Source organism: Hymenobacter chitinivorans DSM 11115, assembly GCF_002797555.1.
In the GTDB taxonomy this organism is placed as follows: domain Bacteria; phylum Bacteroidota; class Bacteroidia; order Cytophagales; family Hymenobacteraceae; genus Hymenobacter; species Hymenobacter chitinivorans.
In genome coordinates this window covers 2067953-2090121 of sequence record NZ_PGFA01000001.1, presented here as the reverse complement: position 1 = coordinate 2090121, position 22169 = coordinate 2067953, and the positions used below count along the sequence as shown (strand labels likewise).

The following is a 22169-nucleotide window of genomic DNA, read 5'->3' as shown; positions in this document are numbered from 1 at the left end:
GGCGCTATTGCCTACCCCGCTGGCCTTGGTCGGCGGGGTATTTTTTGGCCTATGGGTCTTGGTATCAATCAACCCCACCTAAATTTTATAACATCTTTTTGGCAACCCTACTGTCCGGCTCAGGGTATAAAAGTGCAGTCGGCCCCCCGGGGCTGGCCTTCTGAACTCTTATTTCCACCTAAACTTTTCTTGTCTTATGGCAACTATCACCGGAGAAACCGCCCGCGCGTATAACGACCTCGTAGAAATCAACAAAACGGCCGCCAAAGGCTACCAGGAAGCCGCCGAAGGCGTGAGCAGCCCCGATTTGAAGTCGAAGCTGAGCGAGCTGAGCCAGCAGCGGGCCCAGTTCGTGTCGCAGCTCACCCAGCAGGCCCAGCAGATTGGCATCAACCCCCAGGATGGCAACACCATCGAGGGCGTGGTAGCCGATGCCGCCGCCGCCGTGCACCGCGGCTGGATTAACATCAAGTCGGCCATTACGGGCCAGGACGACTCGGCCATTCTGGGCGAGTGCGAAACCGGCGACGCCACGGCGCTCTCGGCCTACGAAACGGCCCTGAAGTCGCAGGAAATTCCGGTTCAGGCCCGTACCGTCATCGAGCAGCAGCACAGCGAAATCCTGTCGGCCAAAAACTGGATTACCCAGCAGAAAGGCAGCCGCTAGACTTATCGCCAAGTCAGAGCACTTAGAAAAGCCCGCCCATCCGGCGGGCTTTTTTGGTTTCTACAGCCTGGGGTAGCATTTTAGTTTCCGCGGCCAATCTGCCCGCCTGCCCCCTCTCGTACCTAGCCCAACTTTCCTGCCGGCTCCCGCTGGTTCGGCGCAAACTTCCCGGCTTGCAACCTTCGCGGGTGTTATCTTTGTTACCAATCGTATTAGCATCTTCGTTTACCTGAATCCGCGCCGCTTTTGTACGCCATCATTGACCTTGAAACTACCGGAGGGCAGCCTACCCAGGACCGCATCACGGAAGTAGCCATTTTTATTCACGACGGCGACAAAGTCGTTGACCAATACAGCACGCTCGTCAATCCGGGCCGGCCGATTCCCTTTTTCATCACCCAGCTCACCGGCATTACCGACGACATGGTGCGCGACGCGCCTAAGTTTCACGAGGTGGCCCGCAAGATTGTGGAGCTGACCGAGGGCTGCGTGTTCGTGGCCCACAACGTGCGCTTCGACTACTCCTTTATGAAGAAGGAGTTTGCCGACCTGGGCTACAACTACTCGCGCAAAACCCTGTGCACCGTGCGCCTGAGCCGCTCCCTGATTCCGGGGCAGCCGAGCTACAGCCTGGGCAAGCTCTGCCAGAATATCGGTATTCCGCTGGAGGGCCGGCACCGCGCCGCCGGCGACGCCGCCGCCACGGCCATTCTATTTGACCGGCTGCTCAAAATCAGCCAGCAGGACGAGGCCCTGCGCAACCCGACCGTATCGGCGGCCGACACGCTGGCTTCCGTGGACGCGCTGGCGCCGGCGGGCCGCCCCAAGCGGGCGGCTTCGGCCACCGCCGCGCCGGCCGGCGCGGCAACGACCAAGCAGCCCAGCCCCCGACGGGTAGCGGCCGTGCAGGAAGCCATTCGCACGGCGTTGCTGCCCCCCAATATCACGCCCGAGAAAGTAGCCTCCCTGCCCCAGGAAGCCGGGGTTTACTACTTCCACAACGAGCAGGGCGAGGTTATCTACGTCGGCAAGAGCATCAACATCTACAAGCGGATTCAGCAGCACTTCGCCGTCGACTATAAGTCGCGCAAGTCGCTGGAGTTCAAGAACAGTATTTCCGATATTACCTGGGAGCTGACGGGCTCGGAGCTGGTGGCGTTGCTCTACGAGTCGGCCGAAATCAAGCGGATGAAGCCGCTCTACAACCGGGCCCAGCGCCGCTCGGTGTTTCCGGCCGGCATCTTCCTGCGCACCGATGAAAACGGCTACAAGCGCCTCTATTACGGCCGGGCCGACGACCACGCCGAGTCCCACCCGCTGATTGCGCTGGGCAACCAGTACAAGGCCAAGGGCTTCCTGTTTCACAAGGTGGCCAAGTTCAACCTGTGTCAGAAGCTTTGTGACCTGTACAAAACCAACGGCTCCTGCTTCGACTACCAGGTGCACCGCTGCAAGGGCGCCTGCCTGGGCCTGGAAGCCCCGGAGGAGTACAACAAGCGCGTGGAGGAAGCCATTGAGAGCTTTACCTACGAGCACGGCTCCTTTGTTATCATCGGCAAGGGCCGGCGTGAAGATGAAAAGACGATTGTGGTGGTCGAGCACGGCCGCTACCTGGGGTTTGGCTACGTAGATGGGGACTTCTCGGCCCGCAAGCTGAATGACTTCAAGGAGGCCATTACCCGGTATAACGACAACAAGGATGTGCAACAGATCATCCGGCAGTATCTGCGCACCAAGCACAAGGACAAAGTCAAGGTTTTTAAGTAAGCCTAACGTTTTAGCACGCCTCAGGCCCGCTTCTATCCGGAGTGGGCCTGGTCGTTTAAGGAGGTTGGATCTTTCACTGTTGAGCTTAAAGTTCTGATACGGGTTTCTCTATATTCAACGCCCCGCGCGCTGCTTTTCCTCTCTCCCGTACTCTGTTGCCACTCCATGCAAACCTTGTTTAACGCCCCTTTCCTGCAGATTCACTACGATGGATTTGCCCACGCCATTGAGCTCGAATGGCTGGACTTTGCCAACAGCTCGGAGCTGCGCCAGGGCCTGAATGCCGGCCTCACCCTGGCCCAGCAGTACCACGTGCGGGCCTGGATTGGCAACCTTAAGCAGATGCGCGTGATTCGGCCCCAGGATCAGGATTGGATCAACAACGACTGGTTTCCGCGCTTTGCCCGGCTCGATATTCTGCACATGGCCGTCGTCGAGTCGGACGACGTGCTGAACCGGCAGGGTGTAACCCACGTGATGCAGCGGGCCAACGGACTGGCTCCGCTGAGCACGGCCTACTTTATCAATACCGAGGCGGCCCGGCGCTGGATCCGGACGGCGGCCTTTGCCTTTCAACCCTGAGTGGCCCAGCCCGGCCCCGGGAACCGTAATAATTGACGCAAAATTAAAGTGTGGCTTGCGGCTGAAACTTAACTATTAGCCGTATTATAGTGCTCCGATCTGCTTTCCCGCCCACTGCTCCCAGCTAGTGCAACTATCCGTTTCCCTATCCTGCTTTAGCTGCCCCACCCATGGCTGATTTGCGCTATCCCGCCGACGCGTCCTTATACTACCACAACGACTTGGCCACCATTATGGAACACGCCCACGGCTACGCCCGCATCGACTGGCACCCCGTGCCGATTACCAGCGCCGCCTTGCGCACCGTCTACGAGCAGGTTTTGACCTTACTCAGCAGCCGGGGCCTCTGCAAAATTCTGACCGACCACCAGCTGATGCCGCCGGTGCTGGCCGCCGAGCGGGAGTGGTTAACCCAAAATTGGGCCCCGCGGGCCATGCGCGAGGCCGGTTACCGCTACTGCGCCATCGTGCAGGCCTACGACGTGCTCAGCCAGCAAAGTACCCAGCACATGGTGCAGCAGCTGGCCGAAACGCCCCTGACCATCCGCTACTTCGAAGACGCGCAGGCGGCGGAAGACTGGTTGCGCAGCGCCGGCGGCCCCGACCGGCAGATCGGGCAGGTAGCATAGACGGTGGCCTAAAACAGCCGGTGCCGGAGCAGCCAGCCGGCCGCGTCGAACTCGGTAGCGGCGGGCACGTAGGCTTCCACCTTCACGGGCTTGGCTACTGTAATCGTATTGCCGTCGCCGCTGTCGTAGACCATCACGGAAGTCGGGGTTTTGCCCGTGTCCGCCGTGGTTTTTAGCTCTACTACATCCTGGCCGGCCCCGTCGTAGATGCCGATGGCGAAGCGGTGGTCAGGCAGGCCCCGCAGCTCAAACACGTCATTGCCGCCCAAGCCAAATACCTTGATGGAGTGGGTCTGGCGGTAATCGAAGGTGCGCTGGCCCACCAGGCTGTCGGGGCGGCCGGCGCGCAGGCTGTACTGGCTCACGCGCAGCAAGCCGGGGCCCGTCGGCTCGAGTACAAACCGCTCGGGCGCGTCGGTGCCGGGAATTTCCACGTCTCGGGCCAGCAGCTCGTAGAAGCGGCCGGCCACGGCCTTAAGCTGGTCGCGCCGCCCCTGCAGGTTCTCGGTAAACTCGGCCCCGGCCTCGGCATACACGGCTTTGGGCCAGAGCGCCAGCGCGTCGTGAATCACTTCGTTAGAGAGGCTGCGCTGCATTGAATCGGCGACCTGCTGAAAGTCCTGGGCCGTGAGGTAGACCAGCAGCGACTTATCCATGGGGCGGGCGGCCCGGTTGAGGCCTTCCACGTCGGCGAGGCGGATTTTCTGGTGGAAGCTCTGGTAGTTGGACTTCACCCAGCCGATGATGTGGGTAAACAGGCCGTCGTCGAACTTGAAGAAGGCATGGTCCCGGTCGCGCGGAATGGGCCGGTACACGGTGGCGCCGCCGGCCGCCGGAAAGCTGGCCCAGCGCCACTGGTCTTCGCGCCGGCTCCAGTCGCCGAGCCACATGTCGAAGAGGCGGGCCCGCAGGTACCAGCGCGCATCCACGCGGTGCTGGTTGTTGGTGACCAGGCTGGTAAACACCTTGCGGGAGCTTTCCACCTTGGCCGAGCGGCCGAAGCTGGTTACGGCCCGCTGGTCGCCCTCGGGGCGCTCCTCAAACAGATAGAGGGCATTGGCGAAGCTCTTCCGAAATTCACCCAGGGCCGGGTCGTCGGCCACGTACACCAGGCGCGGGTTGGTGTGGTAGACGCCGGCCGCCGCCGCCAGCGGGGCCACGATGTAGGCTCCGTAGGGGTTAATGACGCTGGTCTGGTCCTTCATCAGCTTGCCGATGGGCCCGTCGCGCAGGCCCTCGGGCAGGGCTTTGGTAGCGTCTTTGTCGACGGAGCGCAACACGTACTGAATCCCGTTTTTATCCACCAGGCGCAGGTTTTTGGTTTGGAAACTGCCACCTTCCTGCACCGGCGTCAGGCCACCGGGTACGGCCGTGCGCAGGTTAAACACGGGCGCTTCCACCGGCGTGGCCCAGAGCTTACGGTAGTGCTTGCCCCAGAAAAACCGGTGCACCGGTCCGCGCATATACTGGGTCCCGGCGGCCACCTGCACCGTAGAGTCGGGCCCGATAACGGGGGGCGGGCCAGCCGGGGCGGCCGGGGCCGAACAGGAATGCAGGAGCAGCACACTCAGCAGGGCGCTGCCCCACAGGGTCGGGCTGCACACATTTGGGGGAAAGGACACGGGCGCGGGTAAAAGGGAGAAAAAATGACCGGCCGCAGCCAGTCCCGCCCTTATAGCGCAAAGCGGCCGGTAGCGGTTGTGCTTACTTACTGTCCACTTTTGCACCGAACCTGCGTTGAAGGACTCAAGCTTCGCTTTTTCTTCGCCTCAATGACCTATCGTTACCTTTGGCTGCTGCCCGTTTTGTGCTGCGTTTCCTGCGTCCGGCAACAGTTCTTTCAACCAGATGCCCGCCTGCCGGCCACCACTGGCCCAGTCGTGGCCGACACGGTGCGCGCCACGGTGGGGCGGCATTACCAGCGCGGAGGCCTGCACAATTTTTTCTGGGGCAAGCACTACCGCCACATCTGGGCCACGCCCGTCACCCTGCCCGTGTTTGACATGCGCCACACGGTGGCCGGTGGGCTGACGGCGGGTAAAATGGGCGGCGGCTTCCAAAGCATTAGCATCACCCTTAACGGCGCCCAGGGCCGGCAGTACGCCCTGCGCACCCTCGACAAGGACCCGTACAAAACCCTGCCCAAGGTGATGCGCAAGTCATTTGTGCTCAACATCGTGCGGGATGCCACGTCGGCCGCCAACCCGTACGGGGCCTTTGTGGTGCCACCCCTGGCCGAAGCCGCCGGCGTGCTGCACACCAACCCGCGCCCGTTCTACGTGCGGCCCGACGAAACCGGCCTGGGCCCGTCGTCAAACCTGTTTCAGGGCAAAGTGGTAATGCTGGAAGAAAAGTACGAGGGGCCCTCGAACCTGACTTCCGCCTTTGGCGCCGCCCGTAACCTGGCCGACAGCGACGAAATGCTGGAGCAGCGCTACGCCGACCCCACCCACCAGATTGACCAATTGGCTTTTGCCCGGGCCCGGCTGCTGGACCTGTGGCTGGGCGACTGGGACCGGCACGAGGGCCAGTGGCAGTGGGCCGTGTACGAGCGCGCCGGCCGGACCCTGTACCGGGCTGTGCCCAAAGACCGGGACCAGGTATTCTACCGGTTTAGCGACGGACTAGTGCCCTGGCTGGCCAGTCGGCGCTGGGCCGTGCGCAAGTTTCGCACCTTCAAGCCCAAGTACGAGGACATCGGCGGGCTGGTCAAAAATGCCCGCTTCATCGACGAGCGGGCTTTATCGGAAGTCAGCCGGGCCCAGTTCCAGACCCTGGCCCGCGACTTGCAGCAGCGCCTGACCGACTCGGTGGTGGCCCGGGCGCTGCGGCGGTTTCCGGCGCCGGTGTACGCCCAGGAGGGGCTCCGCACGGCCGCCGCCCTCCGGGCCCGCCGCCAGGACCTGCCCAAGGCCGCCGACACGTTTTACCGGCTGCTGGCGCGCCGCGTGACGGTGGCTGGCACTGACCAGGCCGAGCACTTCGTGGTGGACCGGCAGTCGGATACGGCCACGGTGGTGAGCGTGTACCGCATTCCCGGCAAGGACGAAAAAGCGCCCGGCGACACGCTGCTGTACCGGCGCAGCTTCCGCCCCAACGAAACCAAGCGCATTGTGCTGCACGGGCTGCGGGGCAAGGACTTGTTTGAGGTCCGGGGAGAGGTGAAGCGCAGCATCCGGGTGGACGTGTACGGTGGGCCCAACGAGGACGCCATTATCAATACCTCCCGGGTGCAGCGCGGGGGTAAAATGACCTATTTCTACGACACCAAACGGGGCAACACCATCGTGCGGGGCCACGACTTCAAGGACAAAACCGCCGCCGGCGTACTGATGCACGCCTACGACCGGGAAGGGTATTAACCTAGACTTGCCAGACATTAAAAAAGGCCGCTGAACTATTCAGCGGCCTTTTTCGGGCTTTATTCAAATTAATCAACCGGCTTTATCGACTTCCTGCAGCATGTCGAGCACCATGTGCTCGGTGGGCGTGAGCAGGTCGTTTTCGGTAGGGTCGGCGTCGTGGCGGCGCAGGTAGTCGATGAGCTTATCGGAGTTGAAGAGCTCCACCACCTGGGGGTGAATGTAGTACTTGCTGCACACGGTGGGCGTGTTGCCCAGGCCGGCGGCCACGTCTTTCACGGCGCGTTTGAGCACTTTTTCCTTGGGCAGCTCCGGCTCCTGCTGCAGCACCGACTCCAGGCACTCCACCATTTTCACGGTGCCGCCCCAGGTCCGGAAGTCCTTGGCCGACAGGGCCAGACCCGTGACCTGCTGCAAGTACTCGTTTACGTCGCCCGACTCCAGCTCGGCGCGGTGTCCGTCGGGGGCGTAGTACTGAAACAAGTGCTGCCCGGGGATTTCCTTGCATTTCTGCACCAGGCGGGCCAGTTTCCGGTCGTGCAGGCTCACGTCGTGGGGCACGCCTTTCTTGCCCACAAAGGTAAAATGCACTTCGTCGCCGGCCACCTGCACGTGCCGGTCGCGCAGGGTGGTCAGGCCGTAGCTCTTGTTTTTCTTGGCGTACTCCTTGTTGCCGACCCGGATAAAGGATTGATCCATGAGCGTGAGCACCAGGGCAATAACTTTTTCGCGGTCCAGCTTGGGGCGCTTCAGGTCCTGCTGAATCCGCTGGCGCAGCTCGGGCAGCTTGTCGCCAAAGGCCCGCAGACGGCTAAACTTGGTCAGGCTGCGGGCTTGGTCCCAGGCCGGGTGGTAGATGTACTGCTTGCGGCCTTTGGCGTCGCGGCCGGTTACCTGCAGGTGGGCATTGGCCGAGGGCGCAATCCAGACGTCGGTCCAGGCCGGCGGAATCACGAAGCTGCTGATGCGGCCGAGGGTTTTCTCGTCGGTGATTTTCTCGCCCTTGGCGTTCAGGTACGAAAAGGTGCCGTCTTTATCGGCCTGCCGGGTCAGGCCGGCTTTGGTATCGGGCAGGTAGCGCAGGCCGGCCAGCTCGGCCTGCCGGGCGGGGTCCTTATACAGCTCGTGGGCTTCCTGCAGGGGCGGCAGGTGCTTCTTCTTGACTTTGGGGCGGGCAGGGGCAGCGGTGGGCATGGTAGCGCGGGGAAACCGGCGGCCGAAGTTGGCCGGGCGGGTTCTTCTCTACGCAGAAACTGCCGGAAGGTAAGCCCAACGCTAGCCAAGGACCGCCCGACCGGCCAAGCTGGCACCCGGCAATGCCGGCAGCACCACCCCGCATGACGGTAGTGGAAGTTTTTTGCGGACTGCAGCCAACCTGCGGCAGCATAAGTCCGGGGGCGGATAAGGCGCCCAAAATCAGCGCCCAACCCGGTGCGGGAACGGACTGTCCCGGTTAAAAATGCGGCTTAAAGCAACGGAAGCGGGTTTTGGAGCGTATCGGGCGGAAGACTTTTGGCATCGTTTTTTCTTTTGCCCCAAGTATTCCAGCTTCCCTTACCACATACTTCCTTTCTCATGCATCGTTTATTCCTCAAGCCTTGGCTCCTGGTTGGCTTGGTTGCCGCTTCCCTGGGTGCCGCTTCCTGCTCGAAAGATGGCGACGGCGTCGTGCTGTTCTCGGTTCAGGACGACATTACCCTCGGCGACAAAGTGGCCCGCCAAACCGACTCCCTGATGCGCGTCGCCCCTAACCAATACGGCCGCCTGCTGGACCGCAGCTCCAACGCCCAGGCCTACGACGCCCTCGACAAGGTGGTCAATACCGTGCTCAACAACGGCAAGCTGACCTACCGCAACGAGTTTGCCTGGGATGTGAAGATTGTGCAGAAAGACGAGAAAAACGCCTTTGCTACGCCCGGCGGCCATATCTACGTCTACACCGGCCTGATTAAGTACCTCGACCATGAGTCGCAGCTGGCTGGGGTGCTGGGCCACGAAATTGCCCACGCCGACCGGCGCCACACCTCCAAGCAGCTCCAGACCCAGTACGGCATTGATATTCTGCTGAGTTTGGTACTGGGCAACAACCCCAACCAGCTGGCGCAGATTGCCGCCGGTCTGGGCCAGCTCAAGTTTAGCCGCGACGCGGAAAGCGAGGCCGACCAGTACTCGGTTATCTACCTGCAAAGCACGCCCTATACCTGCGACGGCGCCGCCGGGTTCTTCATCAAGGCCCAGAGCGAGGGCGCTACCAACCCGCCCGCCTTTTTGAGCACCCACCCCGACCCCGACAACCGCATTGCCGCCATCCAGAATAAGGCGAAGGAGTTGAGCTGCCAGAAGTCCACCGAGTCGGATGCCAACCTGGCGACGCTGAAGCGGGTGCTGCCCTAACCGGCTCTTCTGCTGTCTGTTTAAGGCCCGCTGCGTACGTAGCGGGCCTTTTTATTGGGTGCTACCCAGGGCCATTGGCAACTTCGGCCCGGCCTCCCTGCGTAAGCCGTTTGCAAATAGCTTGCTTTCTTTGCCCGTACCTATGGCTCCACTACTTGACAAACTCGGCGACTGGGCCGAAAAAGCCGACGACCTGATTCTGCGGGCCCGCACCCGCCTGGGCCTGCTCGACCCGCTTCAGATTGTACCCTACCGCAGCTACGGCACGCCCACCCGGCTCTACGTGAAAGGCCGCCTGCTCACCGATAAAGGCATCGGGGAACCCAACCCGACCGACTCGCGCTGGCACAACCTGCTGGATATGTACCGGCGCTTTGAAAGCAACGAAATTGCCGGCGCCCAGCTGCTGGTGCGCCCGGCCGATAAGTCGGAGCACCTGGTCGTGACCGACGATGAGGGCTATTTTTCCCTGAACCTGGAACCCCGGGTGTTGCCCGAGCCCATCAACTACATGTGGTACCCGGTGGAAGTGCTGCTGCAGGCCGTGCCCCAGCCGCTCACGTTGCCGGCCGGGCTCCGGGCCCAGGCCCCGGTGCTGATTCCGCCCGCCGACGCCGAGTACGGCATCATTAGCGACCTGGACGACACCGTGATTCAGACCTCGGCCACCGATTTGCTGCGCATGGCCCGCACCGTGCTGCTGCGCAATGCCCGCTCCCGCCTGCCCTTCAAGGGCGTGGCCGAGTTTTACCGGGCCTTGCAGCTGGGCCGCAACGGCAAGCGCAACAACCCGTTTTTCTACGTTAGCAGCAGCCCCTGGAACCTCTACGACCTGCTGGAGGACTTCCTGAACCTGAACCAGATTCCGCCCGGGCCGCTGCTACTGCGCGACTTTGCCGTGGTGCGCAAGTCGGCCAAGGACCCTTCGGAGCACCACGGGCACAAGCTCCAGGAAATCGACAACATCCTGCTCACCTACCCCACCCTGCCCTTCGTGCTCATCGGCGACAGTGGGCAGGAAGATGCTAATATCTACCGCGAAGTAGTGCGCCGCCATCCGGGCCGCATCCTGGCCATCTACATCCGCGACGTGCTCCGCCCCGACCGCGCCACGCTGGTCGAAAAGGTATCCGAGGAGCTGCGCGGCGACAAAGTGGAGATGCTGCTAGTGCAGGACACGGTGCAGGCCGCCGAGCACGCCGCCCGCAACGGCCTGATCTTCACCGAAGCCATTCCTGCCGTCGTCGAGGAAAAGCAAAAAGACGAGAGTTAAGGTGCTAATGATTAATGTGCGGAATGTGGAGAATGTGTCCTTGCGAGCAGAGCGAAACAATCCGTCCTTCTGCTACTGACCAACGCTCTTTCACCAGAAAGCCCTTTTCTATCACTTGTAGGAAAGGGCTTTTCACGTTAGAAGGCTCGGCCCGTTTCAGCGGACGGATTGCCACGGCTGCGCCTCGCCATGACATGTCTTGTCATTTCTCACATTCACCCACATTAGCACCTTAACTAGAGTGGTCGGCGACGATAACCCACTGGTTGTTGAGGCGGCGGAAGATGAGCAGGAAATGGCCGCTTAGGTCGCCGGCGGTGGGGCGGGCTAGGTGCCAGCGGCCTACTACTTGGGCCACTTCGGTGCCCAGCGGGGTGATGCCCAGGTTGGAGAAGGTGAGTTGGCCCATGCCGGCCGCGCCGGGGTAGCTGCGGCGGTAGTTGTCGAGCGTGGGCTGCCAGCCGTACGTCAGGCCGCTCTTGCCGATGAACACCAGGGAATCGGACTGCCAGTAGCCCTGCATGAAGCTCGTCAGGTCGCCGCGGTTCCAGGCGGCCGACTGCGTGGCCAGCACCTGCCGGATGGCGCGGCGCACCTGCTCGGGGCGCGGTACCTGGGCCTGCTCCGGCTGGGCTGTTTGCTCGGGTTGGTCCGGCGCGTGGTTGCAGGCGGTGAGCGAAGTGCCGAGGGCAACGAGGAGGAGCAGCTTTTTCATGGGTTGGGCAGGGTATGAGGGCCGGAACGGTTTAGTCTTCGATTAGCTCGCGCACGTAGGTAGTGCCGCCCAGACGGCGCATGTTGCGCATCACCCGGCGCTGCTTGGCCCGGGCGGCGGGGCCGGGGTTGCTGGCCCGAAACCGCAGCGGGTTGGGCAGCACGCCGGCCAGCAAAGCCGCTTCGGCCGGCGTTACCCGGCTGGCGGGCTTGTGAAAATAGCGCTGGGAAGCTGCTTCTACCCCGAAGGTACAGTCGCCCATTTCGGCCACGCTCAAATACATTTCCATGATGCGGCGCTTGTTCCAGAGCAGCTCGATAAGCATGGTGAAATAGGCCTCGGCGGCCTTGCGCACGTAGCTGCGGCCGTGCCACAAGAACACATTTTTGGCCACCTGCTGCGAAATCGTGCTGCCGCCCACCAGCTTGTGACCGTCTTGCATGTTGGTTTTCACGGCGCGTTGCAGGGCGTTGAAATCGAAGCCGTGGTGCTTGAGGAACAGCTGGTCTTCGGCCGCAATCAGGGCCAGGGGCACGTGGGGCGACACTTCATCCAGGCCCTTGAAGTCGTAGCTGATGCGGCGGCCGTCTTCCCGGATGCCGTAGTAGCCCTTGCCCACCGGGGCGTGGGCCCGGCGCTCCAGCATAAGCCAGGTAGCCGGCGGCGACACCCAGCGGTACACCAGCACCCAGGCAATGGAAGTCAGGAACAGGGCGGCTACCACCTGCAGGCCAATGCGCCAGGCCTGGCGCCAATACCGGGAATAATTCGCCACTCGTTGCGGGTTGTGCTGATTCGTGTTTGGAAGGCCCAGGACGGGCCCGGCGGGCAAAAATAGCGGAATTGTGCCCGCGCCGCCGTACCCGCCGGGCATTTCGCCGTACTTTTTGTTGATTTCCCTGTTCTGTCTGTATGCCCCGTCTGTTAGCCCTGTTTCCGCTGAACCTGGTCGTTTTTCCCGGCGAAAAACTCAACCTGCACATCTTCGAGCCCCGCTACCGCCAGCTCGTCCACGACTGCGTGGAATCGGGCGGCACGTTTGGCATTCCGCCCTACCTCAACGACGGGGTCAGTGAGCTGGGCACCGAAATGCGGCTCGTGGGCATCGACAAGCAGTACGAAAACGGCGAGATGGATATTCGGACCAAGGCTCTGGGCGTGTTCCGCATCCGGGATTTTCACCGCCAGGCCCCCGGCAAGCTCTACGCCGCCGGCACCGTCGAGGAAATCACCGACGACCCCGGCTACGACGAAATCCTGAAAGGGCGCATCACCGAGTACGTGCAGCAGCTGTACACGGCCCTGGGCCTGCGCAAGCTCTTCGTGGACTTGCCACCCGCCTACCGCATCTACGACGTGGCCCACAACCTGGGCCTGACCACCGAGCAGGAATACCAGCTGCTGGCCACTACCAGTGAGCAGGAAAGGCAGGAAATCGTATTGGAGCACCTGGAAAATATTCTGCCGGTCATTATGGAAACCGAGCGGCTCAAAGACCGCGCCCGGCTCAACGGCCACTTCAAGAACCTGACGCCGCCGAATTTCTAAGCTGGCCCCCACCTTGCCCGCGGCTCATTCATCACCGTTTCTGACCTCCTTCCCCGCTTGGTTACCCTTCCTACTCTTGTGTATGTAGCCCTGGGGCTGGTAGCCGGGCTGGCCCTGTGGCTGTTTTACCGCTTCGTGCTGGAGCGGCGCTCCCGGCGGCAGCCCTACGTGGCGCCCGCCGAAGCCGACTGGGCCCGCCACGAGCCCACGCCCGGCCCTTTGCGCCACCGCCTGGCCCTGGTCGGCGACCTGGGCGCGGTGGCCACCGACGGGCAGGACCCGGTGCTGAATCTATTGCAGCACTGGCTCGGGGAGGCCGGCCCGGCCAGCAGCGTGGTTATCCTGGGCGACAATGTGTACCCGACCGGTATTCCGGCCCTCGCCCACCCGGGCCGGGCGGCCGCCGAGAAGCGGCTCGATGTGCAGCTCGACGCGTTTCGGCAGTATGCCGGCCGGGTAATTTTCCTCAGCGGCAACCACGACTGGAACAAGGGCCGCCCCGACGGCTACCAATATCTGCTGCGGCAGGAAGCCTACGTCCACGAACACCTGCCCGCCGCGCACTACCTGCCCGCCCAGGGCTGCCCCGGCCCCGTGACGCTGCAGCTGGCCGAGGGCGTGCTGCTGGTCGTGCTCAACACCCAGTGGTGGGTACAAAACGGGCCCCGCCCCCTGGGGCCGGAGTTCGGCTGCACGGTCAGCAACTCGAAAGAGCCGTTTGCCCAGCTGCAACACATTCTGGCGCAGAACCGTCACCAGCAAATCGTGGTGGCCGGGCATCATCCGCTCTACTCCAATGCCATGCACGGGGGCAAATTCACGACCAAGCAGCACCTGTTTCCGCTAACGGCAGCCCACAAGAAGGCCTACGTGCCCCTGCCCGTCATTGGCTCCCTGTTTCCGGCCTACCGCAAGCTAATCGGGGCGGCCGAGGACATGGCCCACCCCCGTTACCGCAAGATGCGCCGCCGCCTGCTGCGGGTACTGCACCAGTTTCCCAACATCATCTACGCCGCCGGCCACGACCACAACCTGCAGTACTTCCACTACCGGCAGGGGCACTACCTGGTCAGCGGCTCGGGCAGCAAAACGGCTTTCGTGCAGCCCGGCGGCAAGGCCACCTTCACCCACGAGCACAAGGGGTTTTTCACCCTGGAATTTTACCAGAGCGGCGAAGTGTGGCTCCGCACCTACGAGCCCGGCCCCGGCGCCGACACGCCCCGGGCCGCCGAGGTATTCCGCAAAAAACTGCTGCCCGTGGCCGCTACGGCCGCTACCCTAGCGGCAGCAGCACCCGCAGGCTCCGGGGCTGCATCGTGATGCGCAGGGGCAGCGCGGCCTGCTCCGGCTCCCCGTCCACCTGCACCAGCACCCGCTCCTGCCCCGGCACTTCGATGGTGGCCTGGCGGCAGCGCAGCCGCCGGGTGTATACCGATTCGTCGAAGGCATCGGTGTAGAGCTGGTAGAGAATACCCAGCGCGGCCGTGCCCGGAAAGGGCTCAATCAGGCAGATTTCGAATTCGCCGTCGTCGAGCCGGCTGTCGGGGTTGATAACCACGTTGCTGCCGAAGGTATTGGCATTGGCCACGGTGACCATAAACGCCGCTCCTTCGTAGGTTTCCTGGTCGGTAATGATGCGGTACACGGCCGGTTCGTAGCCCAGGTATTCCTGCATGGCAATGCGCACGTAGGCCCCGGGGCCGCGGGTGTCGCCGCTGCAAAACCGCTCTACCACCAGCGCGTTGAAGCCCAGATCGGCCAGGTGGGCACAAAACGTGCTGCCCACCCGCAGCGTGTCGATGGCCCGCACCTGGTGGTCCCAGATCAGGCGCAGGGCTTCCTGCTGGTCCTGCGGAATGCCTAAGTCTTTAGACAAGCCGTTGCCCGAGCCCAGCGGAATAATGCCCAGCGGCAGCTCGGTTTCACTCACGGCCTCAGCCACCAGGCTCACGGTACCGTCGCCGCCGGCGGCAAACACGGCATCGTAGGAATGTTCCCGCAAGTGGCGCTGCAGCCGGCGCAGGTCGTCCTTACCGGTAGTGTGAAAAAAAGCTGCCGTGCGCCCACGCTCCGCGCAAAACGCCGTGATGGTGTCTTCCAGCGAAGATTTGTCGATGTCGCCCGAAATAGGATTCAGAACGAACAGCAGCCGGTACAAAATGGGTGGGGCAGACATAGCAGAATAGGTTTCCGGGCAAAGGTAGCTGCTGGCTAATACGGCTAGAAACACACTGTGGCCGAGCTTGCGCCCGGCCACAGTTCAAATTTCAGCCATTGAAGCCCGGCGGATTACGGCTTAAGCCCGGCGGGCAGGCCCTGGGGGAAGTCGGCCGCAATGTCCTTCTGCAGCTCCCCGACGCGGTTGCCGGGGTTGGGGTGGGTGCTCATAAACTCGGGCGTGCTGCCGCCCCCGCCCTGCTGCTCCAGAATTTCCATCACCTGAATCATGGCCCGGGGGTCATAGCCGGCGGCGGGCGTAAAGTCGACGGCCAGCTTATCGGCTTCCAGCTCGTCCTGCCGCCCGAAGCGCAGCGTTATCAGCTTCGAAACCAGGGCCGTAGCGGCGGCCGCGGCGGCCGTACTGGGCCGGTCGGGGTCGTAGGCGGCAATGGCGGCGGCCCCGCTCAGGCCCTGGGTCAGGCTCGACTTAGCCACTTGCTCGGCCGAGTGCCGGGCCACCACGTGGCCGATTTCGTGGGCCAGCACGCCGGCTACCTGCCCTTCGGTCTTCAGGTTCTTGAGCAGGCCGGCGGTAATGAAAATCTGCCCGCCGGGTAAGGCAAAGGCGTTTATCGTGTTTTCGTCGGCCAGCAAGTGAAACTGGAATTTGTAGGGCGTCTGGCCGGCTTTGGTGCTGCGCACAATCTGCTGGCCGATTTCCTCAACCCGGGCCCCGGCCTGCCGGTCGGGGTGGATGCCGCCGTACTGCTGGGCCATTTCGGGGGCGGCCTGCAGGCCCAGGGCAATTTCCTGGTCGGCCGTCATGTCCACGTGCTGCACTTCGCCGGTGACTTCGTTGGTGGAGCGTTTGCAGTAGTAGGTTATCAGGGAAAACCCGGCCAGGACCAGGGCAATCAGATATCGAAGGTTTCCTCTCATGGTGGTGTGGATGTGGAAGTGGGCGGATGGTAAAATCAGCCCATGCTGAGCTGTTCCGCTTGTAACGCGAAGCGGAAAGCAGGGTTGTGTCCGCCCTTGACACCCAAAATGCAGGTATCTGCGTATCAGGCCAAGATTCCCTTCCTCCCGAATCAAAATTCTTTTTCCGACCCCTAACTTCTCCTTGAATATGAACCAAAAACGCACATTCGGCGCCATTCTGACCATTCTGGGCATCCTCGGTATTATTGCCGGCGCCCTGGGCTTTCTGCAAATTGGCGGCCTGGGCCTGAGCAAGATGAACTCCCTGGTGCCGTTTGCCGTGGGTTTGATCTTCTTCTTTGCCGGCATCAATCTGGTAAAAGCCACCGGCGACCGGGCCTAGCACGGCACGCCTGCTGGCCATGCCACCAAAAGAAAAACCCAGCCATCCGGCTGGGTTTTTCTATGAACAAACAACGAACAACAAACAGAAACAACTTACAATTTGGCCAGGCCCTGGGTGCGGGCAAAGGCGGTAAGAGCAGGATCCAGCTGCAAAAAGGAGGATGTGTAGTTAACGGCAGCCGGGGCGTGGGCGTAAATCACCGACCCGCCCTTAATGGTCCGGATAATGTCGCCGGCCAGGGCCGGGGGCAGCGCCGGGCAGCCCTGGCTACGGCCCAGGCGGCCGTGCTGGCGCACAAAATCCTCGCAGACGTACTCAGCTCCGTGCACCACCACGGCCCGGCTGGCAGCGTTGCTGTTGTAGCGGGGCTCAAGGCCCTGCAGCTTCAGCGAGAGGCCGTGCTTGCCGGTGTAGGTGTTGCCGGTCAGGTAAAAGCCAATGCTGCTCTGCTCCGACCCGTTCACGTTGGAAAAAGCCTTGGCAAACTCCTCGCCCGTGTTTTTGCCGTGGGCGACCAGCGTGTTAAACAACACCCGCTGCTTTTTCAGATCAATCACCCACAGGCGCTTCAGGCGGCTGGAGCGGCTAAAGTCGATGACGGTGAGCAAGGGCTTGGTGGCCGAAGCCAGGCCGCGCTGCTGCAGGTTGTAGTAGCCTACCAGCGCCTCCCGAAATACGCTCAGCGAGAGGCCGCTCTGCGTCAGCCCACTCTGGGTGTACGTCAGCAGCATGTGCTGCTCGAAGGCGGCGGTGTAGAAGGCTTTGCGGGCCGCGGCATTGGCCGTAGCCGTTATTTTCTGGGTGCTACGCGGGTTATCGGTAGCCGAAACCGGCGCGGCCGTTGTCAAAAGCGAAAGTGCGGTCAGCAGTAAGCCCGCAAAGGCAGTCCGTGGGGTGGGCATGGGCTGAAATAGGCCTAAAATGACGGTATTAAGACAGAGCCGGAAGCGTGGCTATACAAATCTAGTACTTTAGCGCTTCCGTAGCATCTTATTCGGCGGGCTAACGTCCCTTTTTGGCCGGCAGTTCCCGGCTCTTTCCCGGTTATGAAAATTCGTTTGATACTGCTTTCCGTGCTTGGAATGGTGCTATTCGGCGGCTGCGGCCACGCCCTGCCCGAGCTGCCCGGCTTCGACGCCGCTGCCTGGCGCCACGACCCCTACGCCTGCCGCAACCAGCGCCAGGCTCAGCTGCCCGCCCTGCAGCAGCACCGGGAGTTGCTCTACGGCACCCGCGCCGACGATATCGACGCCCTGTTTGGCCGCCCCGACGAGGAAGAGCTCAGCGAGCAGACCGAGAAGCTCTACTTCTACTACCTCGAACCCGGCACTCAGTGTGAACCCGCCCACCAGCGCTCCTCAGCTAACAAGCTGGTGCTGCGCTTCGGGCCCCTGGGCACCGTCACGGAGGTGCTCTACGAGCGGGCCCCGGTCCGGCATTAATTCAATTGCCCATAAAAAAGGCGGCTTTCCCGATGGGGAAAGCCGCCTTTTTCTGCTAGGACCACTACCCCAGCTTAACCAATGCCCCCTTCGTTGCCTACGGGCTGCTCCGGGGCAGTATCGTGCTGCTGCTGAGTGCGGAATAAACTGAGCTGCGAGGGCGTCAGGATGCGGCTGCACTCGGCCTCGTACTGGGCTTCGAGCTCGGCCATCTTGGCGTGCTGCTGGGTGGGGTCGGCCTTGTACTGCCACTGAATCTCGTCGAGGCGAGCCAGCTTGATGCGGTTAGCCTCCCGCAGGCGGATGTATTGGGCCTCGTTGAGGTGAAGCTGGTTGCACATTTGCCGGGTCAGGTCGGCTACCCGGGCTTCGGAGATTTGCTCCGAGCCGGGCATCTCGGCGTATTTATCTTTCTTCTGGGCGCTGGCTACCGTAGCCAGGCCCAAAAACAGGGTCAAAGTGAGCAATAGGGATTTCATAGGAGCGGTGGTAAAAAGGTATACGATGCGAGCTTGACTAAACGAAATACCAAGCCGGTAACGAGCGTCTTAACTGGCTTGGCTTGCTATATATTGTCCAAATATATATTCATTAAGTCAAAATCCACATCTCATTACCAACATATTTTTTTATTGTCTAGGTTCCGTACAGTACCCCTTTTACCAACAAAAAGGCCGGTTTCAGATTCTGAAACCGGCCCTTCGCAAAAGTTTAGAACGCTACTCTACTCAATGCCTTCAATTGGCTTGTGGTCGGGGCTCTTGAAATACTGCATGGCCACCAGGGAGATAATCACGCCCGACATCACGCTTTGCAGCAGAATAGCCAGAAAGGCGATGGTTACTGACAGGTCGAAACCGAACAGGTCGCGGGCCCGCAGCTGGTCCATGATAGAAGGATTGATGACGGTGTAGATGACGAAAAACAGGCCAAACACGACCGAGGCCACAATCGAGGTGATGATACCCGTGCCAAAGCCGTGCAGGTAGGGCATCCGGTCGTGGCGCACCCGCTTGTAGTGCGAAATAGCCATGCAGATACCGATGGCCAGCACTACGCCGTTGAGGAAGCTGAATTCTACCCGCTCGGTCAGGTGGAGCAGGGAGGCAAGGATAAAATAGAGAATCATTCCGCCAGCCGTAAGCAGGCCGTAGCGGAAACCGTTTCGTTCGGGGGTGAGAGGTGCACTATTCATACTGTAGAAGGGAAAAAGTGTATGAGGAAGACTCCGCACGCTTCGGAACTGCAACTTCGCGGGCACTGTTGAAGAAGCCCGCGTACTGCACGCACCAAGGCAGCTGGGTTTCATATACTTGGTTTCAAGTCAGGATGTTGTGCCCGGAATTTATTTTTTGCCCGGCAGTAGTCCCCGCAAGCCGCTATTTCCGGGCTTGACTTCTTTCCTGCGGCCTTCCGCTGGGTGCGCTCCGCCGCTTTGCGTACCGGCCCTGGTTGCCGAAATATTATGCCCCACGCATTTTGTCTATTTTTGCCCTTTGTTTGACTTATTCACCGGCTTTTGCGGTCGGCTCATTCCTGGTTTTCTCGCTTTTTTCCGCATATGATCAGCACCTCCAACGTTAGCCTGCGCTACGGCAAGCGCATCCTGTTCGAAGACGTCACCATCAAATTCCTGCCCGGCAACGTGTACGGCCTTATCGGGGCCAACGGGGCCGGCAAGTCAACCTTCCTGAAGATTCTCTCGGGCGAGATTGAGCCCAACACCGGCTCGGTGGATATGCCCGCCGGGGCTCGCCTCTCGGTGCTGCGCCAGGATCAGTTTGCCTACGACCAGTACCCCGTACTTCAGACCGTGATTATGGGTCACACCAAGCTCTGGAAGGTGATGGAGGAAAAAGACGCCCTCTACGCCAAGGCCGACTTCTCGGACGCCGACGGTGAGCGGGCTGCCCAGCTCGAGGGTGAATTTGCCGACCTTGAAGGCTGGAATGCCGACTACGAAGCCGCTGAGCTGCTTTCCGGCCTGGGCATCGGCGAAGACAAGCACTTCACGCTGATGGGGGACCTGGGCGGCTCCGACAAAGTGCGGGTGCTGCTGGCTCAGGCCCTATTCGGCAACCCCGACGTGCTGCTGCTCGACGAACCGACCAACGGCCTCGACGCCGAAACCGTGCTGTGGCTGGAAAACTTCCTGGACTCGTTCCAGAACACGGTAATCGTGGTTAGCCACGACCGGCACTTCCTCGACGCAGTGTGTAACTACATGGCCGACCTGGACTTCTCGAAGATTACCATGTACCCCGGCAACTACTCGTTCTGGTACGAATCGAGCCAGCTGGCCCTCAAGCAGCGCCAGGAGGTAAATAAGAAGACCGAGGACAAGCGCAAGGAACTGGAAGAGTTCGTGCGCCGCTTCTCGGCCAACGCCTCCAAGTCCAAGCAGGCTACTTCGCGCCAGAAGCTGCTCCAGAAGCTCACCCTGGAGGAAATCAAGCCCTCGTCCCGCAAGTATCCCTACATTGCCTTCAAGCCCGAGCGCGAAGCCGGCAACCAGCTGCTCACCGTGGAGAACCTGAGCAAGTCGGTGGATGGGCAGGTGGTGTTCCGCAACGTGTCTTTCTCGCTCGATAAGAAAGACAAAGTGGCCATCATCAGCCGCGACGACCGGGCTGCTTCCCTCCTCTTCGACATCCTGTTTGAGCAGATCAAGGCCGACTCCGGTGACTGCAAGTGGGGCACCACGATTACGCCCTCCTACTTCCCGCGCGAAAACGCCGAGTTCTTCGATACCGACCTGAACCTGGTGGATTGGCTGCGCCAGTACTCCACTGAAAAGGACGAATCATTTATCCGGGGCTTTCTGGGCCGCATGCTGTTCTCGGGCGAGGAGTCGCAAAAGAAGAGCAATGTGCTGAGCGGGGGCGAGAAAGTACGCTGCATGCTCTCCAAGATGATGATGGAATCGGGCAACGTGCTGGTGCTCGACGACCCGACGAACCACCTCGACCTGGAAAGCATTACGGCCCTGAACAACTCCCTGCGCGACTTCCAGGGCACGCTGCTCTTCTCCTCCCACGACTTGCAGTTCGTCGAAACGGTGGCCAACCGCATCATCGAACTCACCCCCGACGGCATCATCGACCGCCGGATGACGTACGAGGAGTATCTGGCCGATGACCAGATCAAAGCTCTGCGCCAGCGCAAATACCAACTCGTCTCTTAATTTCGTTAGCCTGCCGCCATGAAACGAATTCTGATTACGCTGGCCCTTGCGGGGGCCGCGCTGGCTGCGGCTCCGGCCGCCCAGGCCCAAACCGACACGACCCGTACCTCGACGCAGAAGCCCCAGCTGAACACGGCTCCTCCCGGCACCAGTGCACCCCGCCCGGCGCAGCCCGCGCCGCGGCAGGCCGTGCCGGTTCCGGCGCCCCCGCCCGTAGACGAGCCCTTGCCGGCTCAGCGTAATCCGAATTCGCCCTCGGGCCTGGAGTTTCCCAAGGGCAGCCGGGCCTCGGAGCAGCCCAAGCCGCTGAAGAAGTACTTCCTCTACACCAACCTGGGCCTGGGCTACAGCAGCTACGCCGGCCAGGGCCAGTTCAACGTGAGCCTGGCCCCGGCCATCGGCTACCGCGTGAATGAGAAGTTTTCCATCGGGCCGGGCGTGAGCTACTCCTATAATAGCCTGAGCTACTCCGAAGACTTCCGCAAGCAGCAACTGTTTTACAACAAAGTGGAGTACCCCAAGCGGGTGTTGTCCAACAACGTGGGGATAAAGGTTTTTGCCCAGTACATGGTCATCGACCAGTTCTTTGCCCACCTCGAGTACGAAGTGACACGCACCATGCTTAAGGCCGAGTACGACGGTTCTACCGGTCGGCTCAACCGCACGCTGAACACCCCGCTGGCTGGCGCCGGCTACCGCAGCCAGCTCGGCGACCGGATGGCGGCCGACATTGTGGTGCTCTACAACTTCAACGACGGTATCGACTCCCAGGGGTTCCGCACCTCACCCTACGGGCAGCCCGAGATTCGCTTCAACTTTCTCTACAACCTGAGCAAGTAGCGCCGCACCAGCCCCCGGCTAAACGCAAAAAGAGCGGGCTCCCACTAGTGGGAGCCCGCTCTTTGTTTTTTCAGACTAAAGTGGCAGTGGCCGTAGTTACACTACGCGGCCACCACGAATCACACGCAGCAGAATGGCGATGATGGCAATTACCAGCAGGATGTGAATCAGACCGTTACCTGCGATACCGGCGCCGAGTACGCCGAAGAAGCCCAGGGCCCAGATGATGATCAGAATGACGGCGATGATATACAGCAGATTTCCCATGGTGGTTGGTGG

At 61.5% G+C, this 22169-nt stretch carries 23 protein-coding genes; 13 read left to right on the top strand and 10 right to left on the bottom strand.

Features of this window, described 5'->3' with window-relative positions:
* Nucleotides 1-196 precede the first annotated feature (196 nt).
* From CLV45_RS08840 to CLV45_RS08825, 4 genes are all read left to right on the top strand, one after another.
* On the top strand, nucleotides 197-667 hold the full coding sequence (locus tag CLV45_RS08840; RefSeq protein ID WP_100335995.1) for a ferritin-like domain-containing protein: 471 nt from the start codon (nucleotides 197-199) through the stop codon (nucleotides 665-667).
* A 246-nt stretch (nucleotides 668-913) separates the two neighbouring features.
* On the top strand, nucleotides 914-2434 hold the full coding sequence (locus tag CLV45_RS08835) for an exonuclease domain-containing protein (protein WP_100335994.1): 1521 nt from the start codon (nucleotides 914-916) through the stop codon (nucleotides 2432-2434).
* Nucleotides 2435-2599: 165 nt separating this feature from the next.
* Nucleotides 2600-3016 (top strand): hypothetical protein, encoded by a 417-nt coding sequence (locus tag CLV45_RS08830; RefSeq protein ID WP_100335993.1) that lies wholly within the window; start codon nucleotides 2600-2602, stop codon nucleotides 3014-3016.
* 170 nt (nucleotides 3017-3186) lie between these two features.
* Nucleotides 3187-3645, top strand: coding sequence for a hypothetical protein (locus tag CLV45_RS08825; protein WP_100335992.1), 459 nt, complete (start codon nucleotides 3187-3189; stop codon nucleotides 3643-3645).
* 8 nt (nucleotides 3646-3653) lie between these two features.
* On the opposite strand, the gene CLV45_RS08820 is transcribed toward CLV45_RS08825, so the two are convergent.
* Nucleotides 3654-5267 carry a hypothetical protein gene (locus CLV45_RS08820; RefSeq protein WP_157807382.1) on the bottom strand — a complete coding sequence of 538 codons (1614 nt, stop codon included), beginning with the start codon at nucleotides 5265-5267 and terminating at the stop codon, nucleotides 3654-3656.
* Between the two features lie 150 nt (nucleotides 5268-5417).
* Here CLV45_RS08820 and CLV45_RS08815 point away from each other — a divergent pair, with 150 nt between their 5' ends.
* Nucleotides 5418-7007 (top strand): hypothetical protein, encoded by a 1590-nt coding sequence (locus tag CLV45_RS08815; RefSeq protein ID WP_100335990.1) that lies wholly within the window; start codon nucleotides 5418-5420, stop codon nucleotides 7005-7007.
* A gap of 72 nt (nucleotides 7008-7079) precedes the next feature.
* Here CLV45_RS08815 and CLV45_RS08810 read toward each other — a convergent pair whose 3' ends face one another.
* A complete protein-coding gene (locus CLV45_RS08810; RefSeq protein ID WP_100335989.1) occupies nucleotides 7080-8201 on the bottom strand; it encodes a DNA topoisomerase IB in 1122 nt (373 codons plus the stop codon).
* A gap of 381 nt (nucleotides 8202-8582) precedes the next feature.
* Here CLV45_RS08810 and CLV45_RS08805 point away from each other — a divergent pair, with 381 nt between their 5' ends.
* Together CLV45_RS08805 and CLV45_RS08800 are read left to right on the top strand one after the other, a co-directional pair.
* Nucleotides 8583-9401, top strand: coding sequence for a M48 family metalloprotease (locus CLV45_RS08805; protein WP_100335988.1), 819 nt, complete (start codon nucleotides 8583-8585; stop codon nucleotides 9399-9401).
* Between the two features lie 142 nt (nucleotides 9402-9543).
* Nucleotides 9544-10674, top strand: coding sequence for an App1 family protein (locus CLV45_RS08800; protein ID WP_100335987.1), 1131 nt, complete (start codon nucleotides 9544-9546; stop codon nucleotides 10672-10674).
* A 232-nt stretch (nucleotides 10675-10906) separates the two neighbouring features.
* Here CLV45_RS08800 and CLV45_RS08795 read toward each other — a convergent pair whose 3' ends face one another.
* Both CLV45_RS08795 and mtgA read right to left on the bottom strand, forming a co-directional pair.
* A complete protein-coding gene (locus CLV45_RS08795) occupies nucleotides 10907-11389 on the bottom strand; it encodes a YybH family protein (protein WP_100335986.1) in 483 nt (160 codons plus the stop codon).
* A gap of 31 nt (nucleotides 11390-11420) precedes the next feature.
* On the bottom strand, nucleotides 11421-12164 hold the full coding sequence (mtgA, locus tag CLV45_RS08790; protein ID WP_245882808.1) for a monofunctional biosynthetic peptidoglycan transglycosylase: 744 nt from the start codon (nucleotides 12162-12164) through the stop codon (nucleotides 11421-11423).
* A 137-nt stretch (nucleotides 12165-12301) separates the two neighbouring features.
* Between mtgA and CLV45_RS08785 the strand changes: the two genes are divergently transcribed.
* Together CLV45_RS08785 and CLV45_RS08780 are read left to right on the top strand one after the other, a co-directional pair.
* Entirely contained in the window at nucleotides 12302-12937 is a 636-nt protein-coding gene (locus tag CLV45_RS08785) for an LON peptidase substrate-binding domain-containing protein (protein ID WP_100335984.1), read from the top strand.
* A 78-nt stretch (nucleotides 12938-13015) separates the two neighbouring features.
* Nucleotides 13016-14257: a metallophosphoesterase gene (locus tag CLV45_RS08780; protein WP_100335983.1), complete on the top strand. Its 1242-nt coding sequence runs from the start codon at nucleotides 13016-13018 to the stop codon at nucleotides 14255-14257.
* On the opposite strand, the gene CLV45_RS08775 is transcribed toward CLV45_RS08780, so the two are convergent.
* Together CLV45_RS08775 and CLV45_RS08770 are read right to left on the bottom strand one after the other, a co-directional pair.
* Nucleotides 14211-15113, bottom strand: coding sequence for a diacylglycerol/lipid kinase family protein (locus tag CLV45_RS08775; protein WP_170061831.1), 903 nt, complete (start codon nucleotides 15111-15113; stop codon nucleotides 14211-14213). The genes CLV45_RS08780 and CLV45_RS08775 overlap by 47 nt on opposite strands.
* A gap of 113 nt (nucleotides 15114-15226) precedes the next feature.
* Nucleotides 15227-16036 carry a M48 family metallopeptidase gene (locus CLV45_RS08770; RefSeq protein WP_100335981.1) on the bottom strand — a complete coding sequence of 270 codons (810 nt, stop codon included), beginning with the start codon at nucleotides 16034-16036 and terminating at the stop codon, nucleotides 15227-15229.
* Between the two features lie 190 nt (nucleotides 16037-16226).
* Here CLV45_RS08770 and CLV45_RS08765 point away from each other — a divergent pair, with 190 nt between their 5' ends.
* Entirely contained in the window at nucleotides 16227-16421 is a 195-nt protein-coding gene (locus CLV45_RS08765; protein ID WP_100335980.1) for a hypothetical protein, read from the top strand.
* A 95-nt stretch (nucleotides 16422-16516) separates the two neighbouring features.
* On the opposite strand, the gene CLV45_RS08760 is transcribed toward CLV45_RS08765, so the two are convergent.
* Nucleotides 16517-17326, bottom strand: a complete 810-nt coding sequence (locus CLV45_RS08760) for a murein L,D-transpeptidase catalytic domain family protein (RefSeq protein ID WP_100335979.1) — start codon at nucleotides 17324-17326, stop codon at nucleotides 16517-16519.
* Nucleotides 17327-17470: 144 nt separating this feature from the next.
* On the opposite strand from CLV45_RS08760, the gene CLV45_RS08755 reads away from it, so the two are divergent.
* On the top strand, nucleotides 17471-17866 hold the full coding sequence (locus CLV45_RS08755; protein ID WP_157807381.1) for a hypothetical protein: 396 nt from the start codon (nucleotides 17471-17473) through the stop codon (nucleotides 17864-17866).
* A 74-nt stretch (nucleotides 17867-17940) separates the two neighbouring features.
* Here CLV45_RS08755 and CLV45_RS08750 read toward each other — a convergent pair whose 3' ends face one another.
* Together CLV45_RS08750 and CLV45_RS08745 are read right to left on the bottom strand one after the other, a co-directional pair.
* Nucleotides 17941-18345, bottom strand: a complete 405-nt coding sequence (locus CLV45_RS08750; protein WP_100335977.1) for a hypothetical protein — start codon at nucleotides 18343-18345, stop codon at nucleotides 17941-17943.
* 245 nt (nucleotides 18346-18590) lie between these two features.
* Nucleotides 18591-19061 carry a DUF4199 domain-containing protein gene (locus tag CLV45_RS08745; RefSeq protein WP_157807380.1) on the bottom strand — a complete coding sequence of 157 codons (471 nt, stop codon included), beginning with the start codon at nucleotides 19059-19061 and terminating at the stop codon, nucleotides 18591-18593.
* A 366-nt stretch (nucleotides 19062-19427) separates the two neighbouring features.
* Between CLV45_RS08745 and CLV45_RS08740 the strand changes: the two genes are divergently transcribed.
* Nucleotides 19428-21050, top strand: a complete 1623-nt coding sequence (locus CLV45_RS08740) for an ABC-F family ATP-binding cassette domain-containing protein (protein WP_100335975.1) — start codon at nucleotides 19428-19430, stop codon at nucleotides 21048-21050.
* A gap of 18 nt (nucleotides 21051-21068) precedes the next feature.
* Nucleotides 21069-21890 (top strand): hypothetical protein, encoded by an 822-nt coding sequence (locus CLV45_RS08735; RefSeq protein ID WP_100335974.1) that lies wholly within the window; start codon nucleotides 21069-21071, stop codon nucleotides 21888-21890.
* 96 nt (nucleotides 21891-21986) lie between these two features.
* Here the strand turns inward: CLV45_RS08735 and CLV45_RS24885 are convergent, their stop codons facing one another.
* A complete protein-coding gene (locus tag CLV45_RS24885) occupies nucleotides 21987-22157 on the bottom strand; it encodes a lmo0937 family membrane protein (RefSeq protein ID WP_157807379.1) in 171 nt (56 codons plus the stop codon).
* Nucleotides 22158-22169: the final 12 nt, after the last annotated feature.

Coding starts and splice junctions, on each gene's coding strand:
- CLV45_RS08775 (WP_170061831.1), bottom strand. CDS start 15,113: ATGTCTGCCCCACCCATTTTGTACCGGCTGCTGTTCGTTCTGAATCCT.
- CLV45_RS08755 (WP_157807381.1), top strand. CDS start 17,471: ATGAAAATTCGTTTGATACTGCTTTCCGTGCTTGGAATGGTGCTATTC.
- CLV45_RS08840 (WP_100335995.1), top strand. CDS start 197: ATGGCAACTATCACCGGAGAAACCGCCCGCGCGTATAACGACCTCGTA.
- CLV45_RS08825 (WP_100335992.1), top strand. CDS start 3,187: ATGGCTGATTTGCGCTATCCCGCCGACGCGTCCTTATACTACCACAAC.
- CLV45_RS08740 (WP_100335975.1), top strand. CDS start 19,428: ATGATCAGCACCTCCAACGTTAGCCTGCGCTACGGCAAGCGCATCCTG.
- CLV45_RS08745 (WP_157807380.1), bottom strand. CDS start 19,061: ATGAATAGTGCACCTCTCACCCCCGAACGAAACGGTTTCCGCTACGGC.
- CLV45_RS08735 (WP_100335974.1), top strand. CDS start 21,069: ATGAAACGAATTCTGATTACGCTGGCCCTTGCGGGGGCCGCGCTGGCT.
- CLV45_RS08830 (WP_100335993.1), top strand. CDS start 2,600: ATGCAAACCTTGTTTAACGCCCCTTTCCTGCAGATTCACTACGATGGA.
- CLV45_RS08815 (WP_100335990.1), top strand. CDS start 5,418: ATGACCTATCGTTACCTTTGGCTGCTGCCCGTTTTGTGCTGCGTTTCC.
- CLV45_RS08795 (WP_100335986.1), bottom strand. CDS start 11,389: ATGAAAAAGCTGCTCCTCCTCGTTGCCCTCGGCACTTCGCTCACCGCC.
- CLV45_RS08750 (WP_100335977.1), bottom strand. CDS start 18,345: ATGAAATCCCTATTGCTCACTTTGACCCTGTTTTTGGGCCTGGCTACG.
- CLV45_RS08785 (WP_100335984.1), top strand. CDS start 12,302: ATGCCCCGTCTGTTAGCCCTGTTTCCGCTGAACCTGGTCGTTTTTCCC.
- CLV45_RS24885 (WP_157807379.1), bottom strand. CDS start 22,157: ATGGGAAATCTGCTGTATATCATCGCCGTCATTCTGATCATCATCTGG.
- CLV45_RS08810 (WP_100335989.1), bottom strand. CDS start 8,201: ATGCCCACCGCTGCCCCTGCCCGCCCCAAAGTCAAGAAGAAGCACCTG.
- CLV45_RS08770 (WP_100335981.1), bottom strand. CDS start 16,036: ATGAGAGGAAACCTTCGATATCTGATTGCCCTGGTCCTGGCCGGGTTT.
- CLV45_RS08760 (WP_100335979.1), bottom strand. CDS start 17,326: ATGCCCACCCCACGGACTGCCTTTGCGGGCTTACTGCTGACCGCACTT.
- CLV45_RS08805 (WP_100335988.1), top strand. CDS start 8,583: ATGCATCGTTTATTCCTCAAGCCTTGGCTCCTGGTTGGCTTGGTTGCC.
- CLV45_RS08765 (WP_100335980.1), top strand. CDS start 16,227: ATGAACCAAAAACGCACATTCGGCGCCATTCTGACCATTCTGGGCATC.
- CLV45_RS08800 (WP_100335987.1), top strand. CDS start 9,544: ATGGCTCCACTACTTGACAAACTCGGCGACTGGGCCGAAAAAGCCGAC.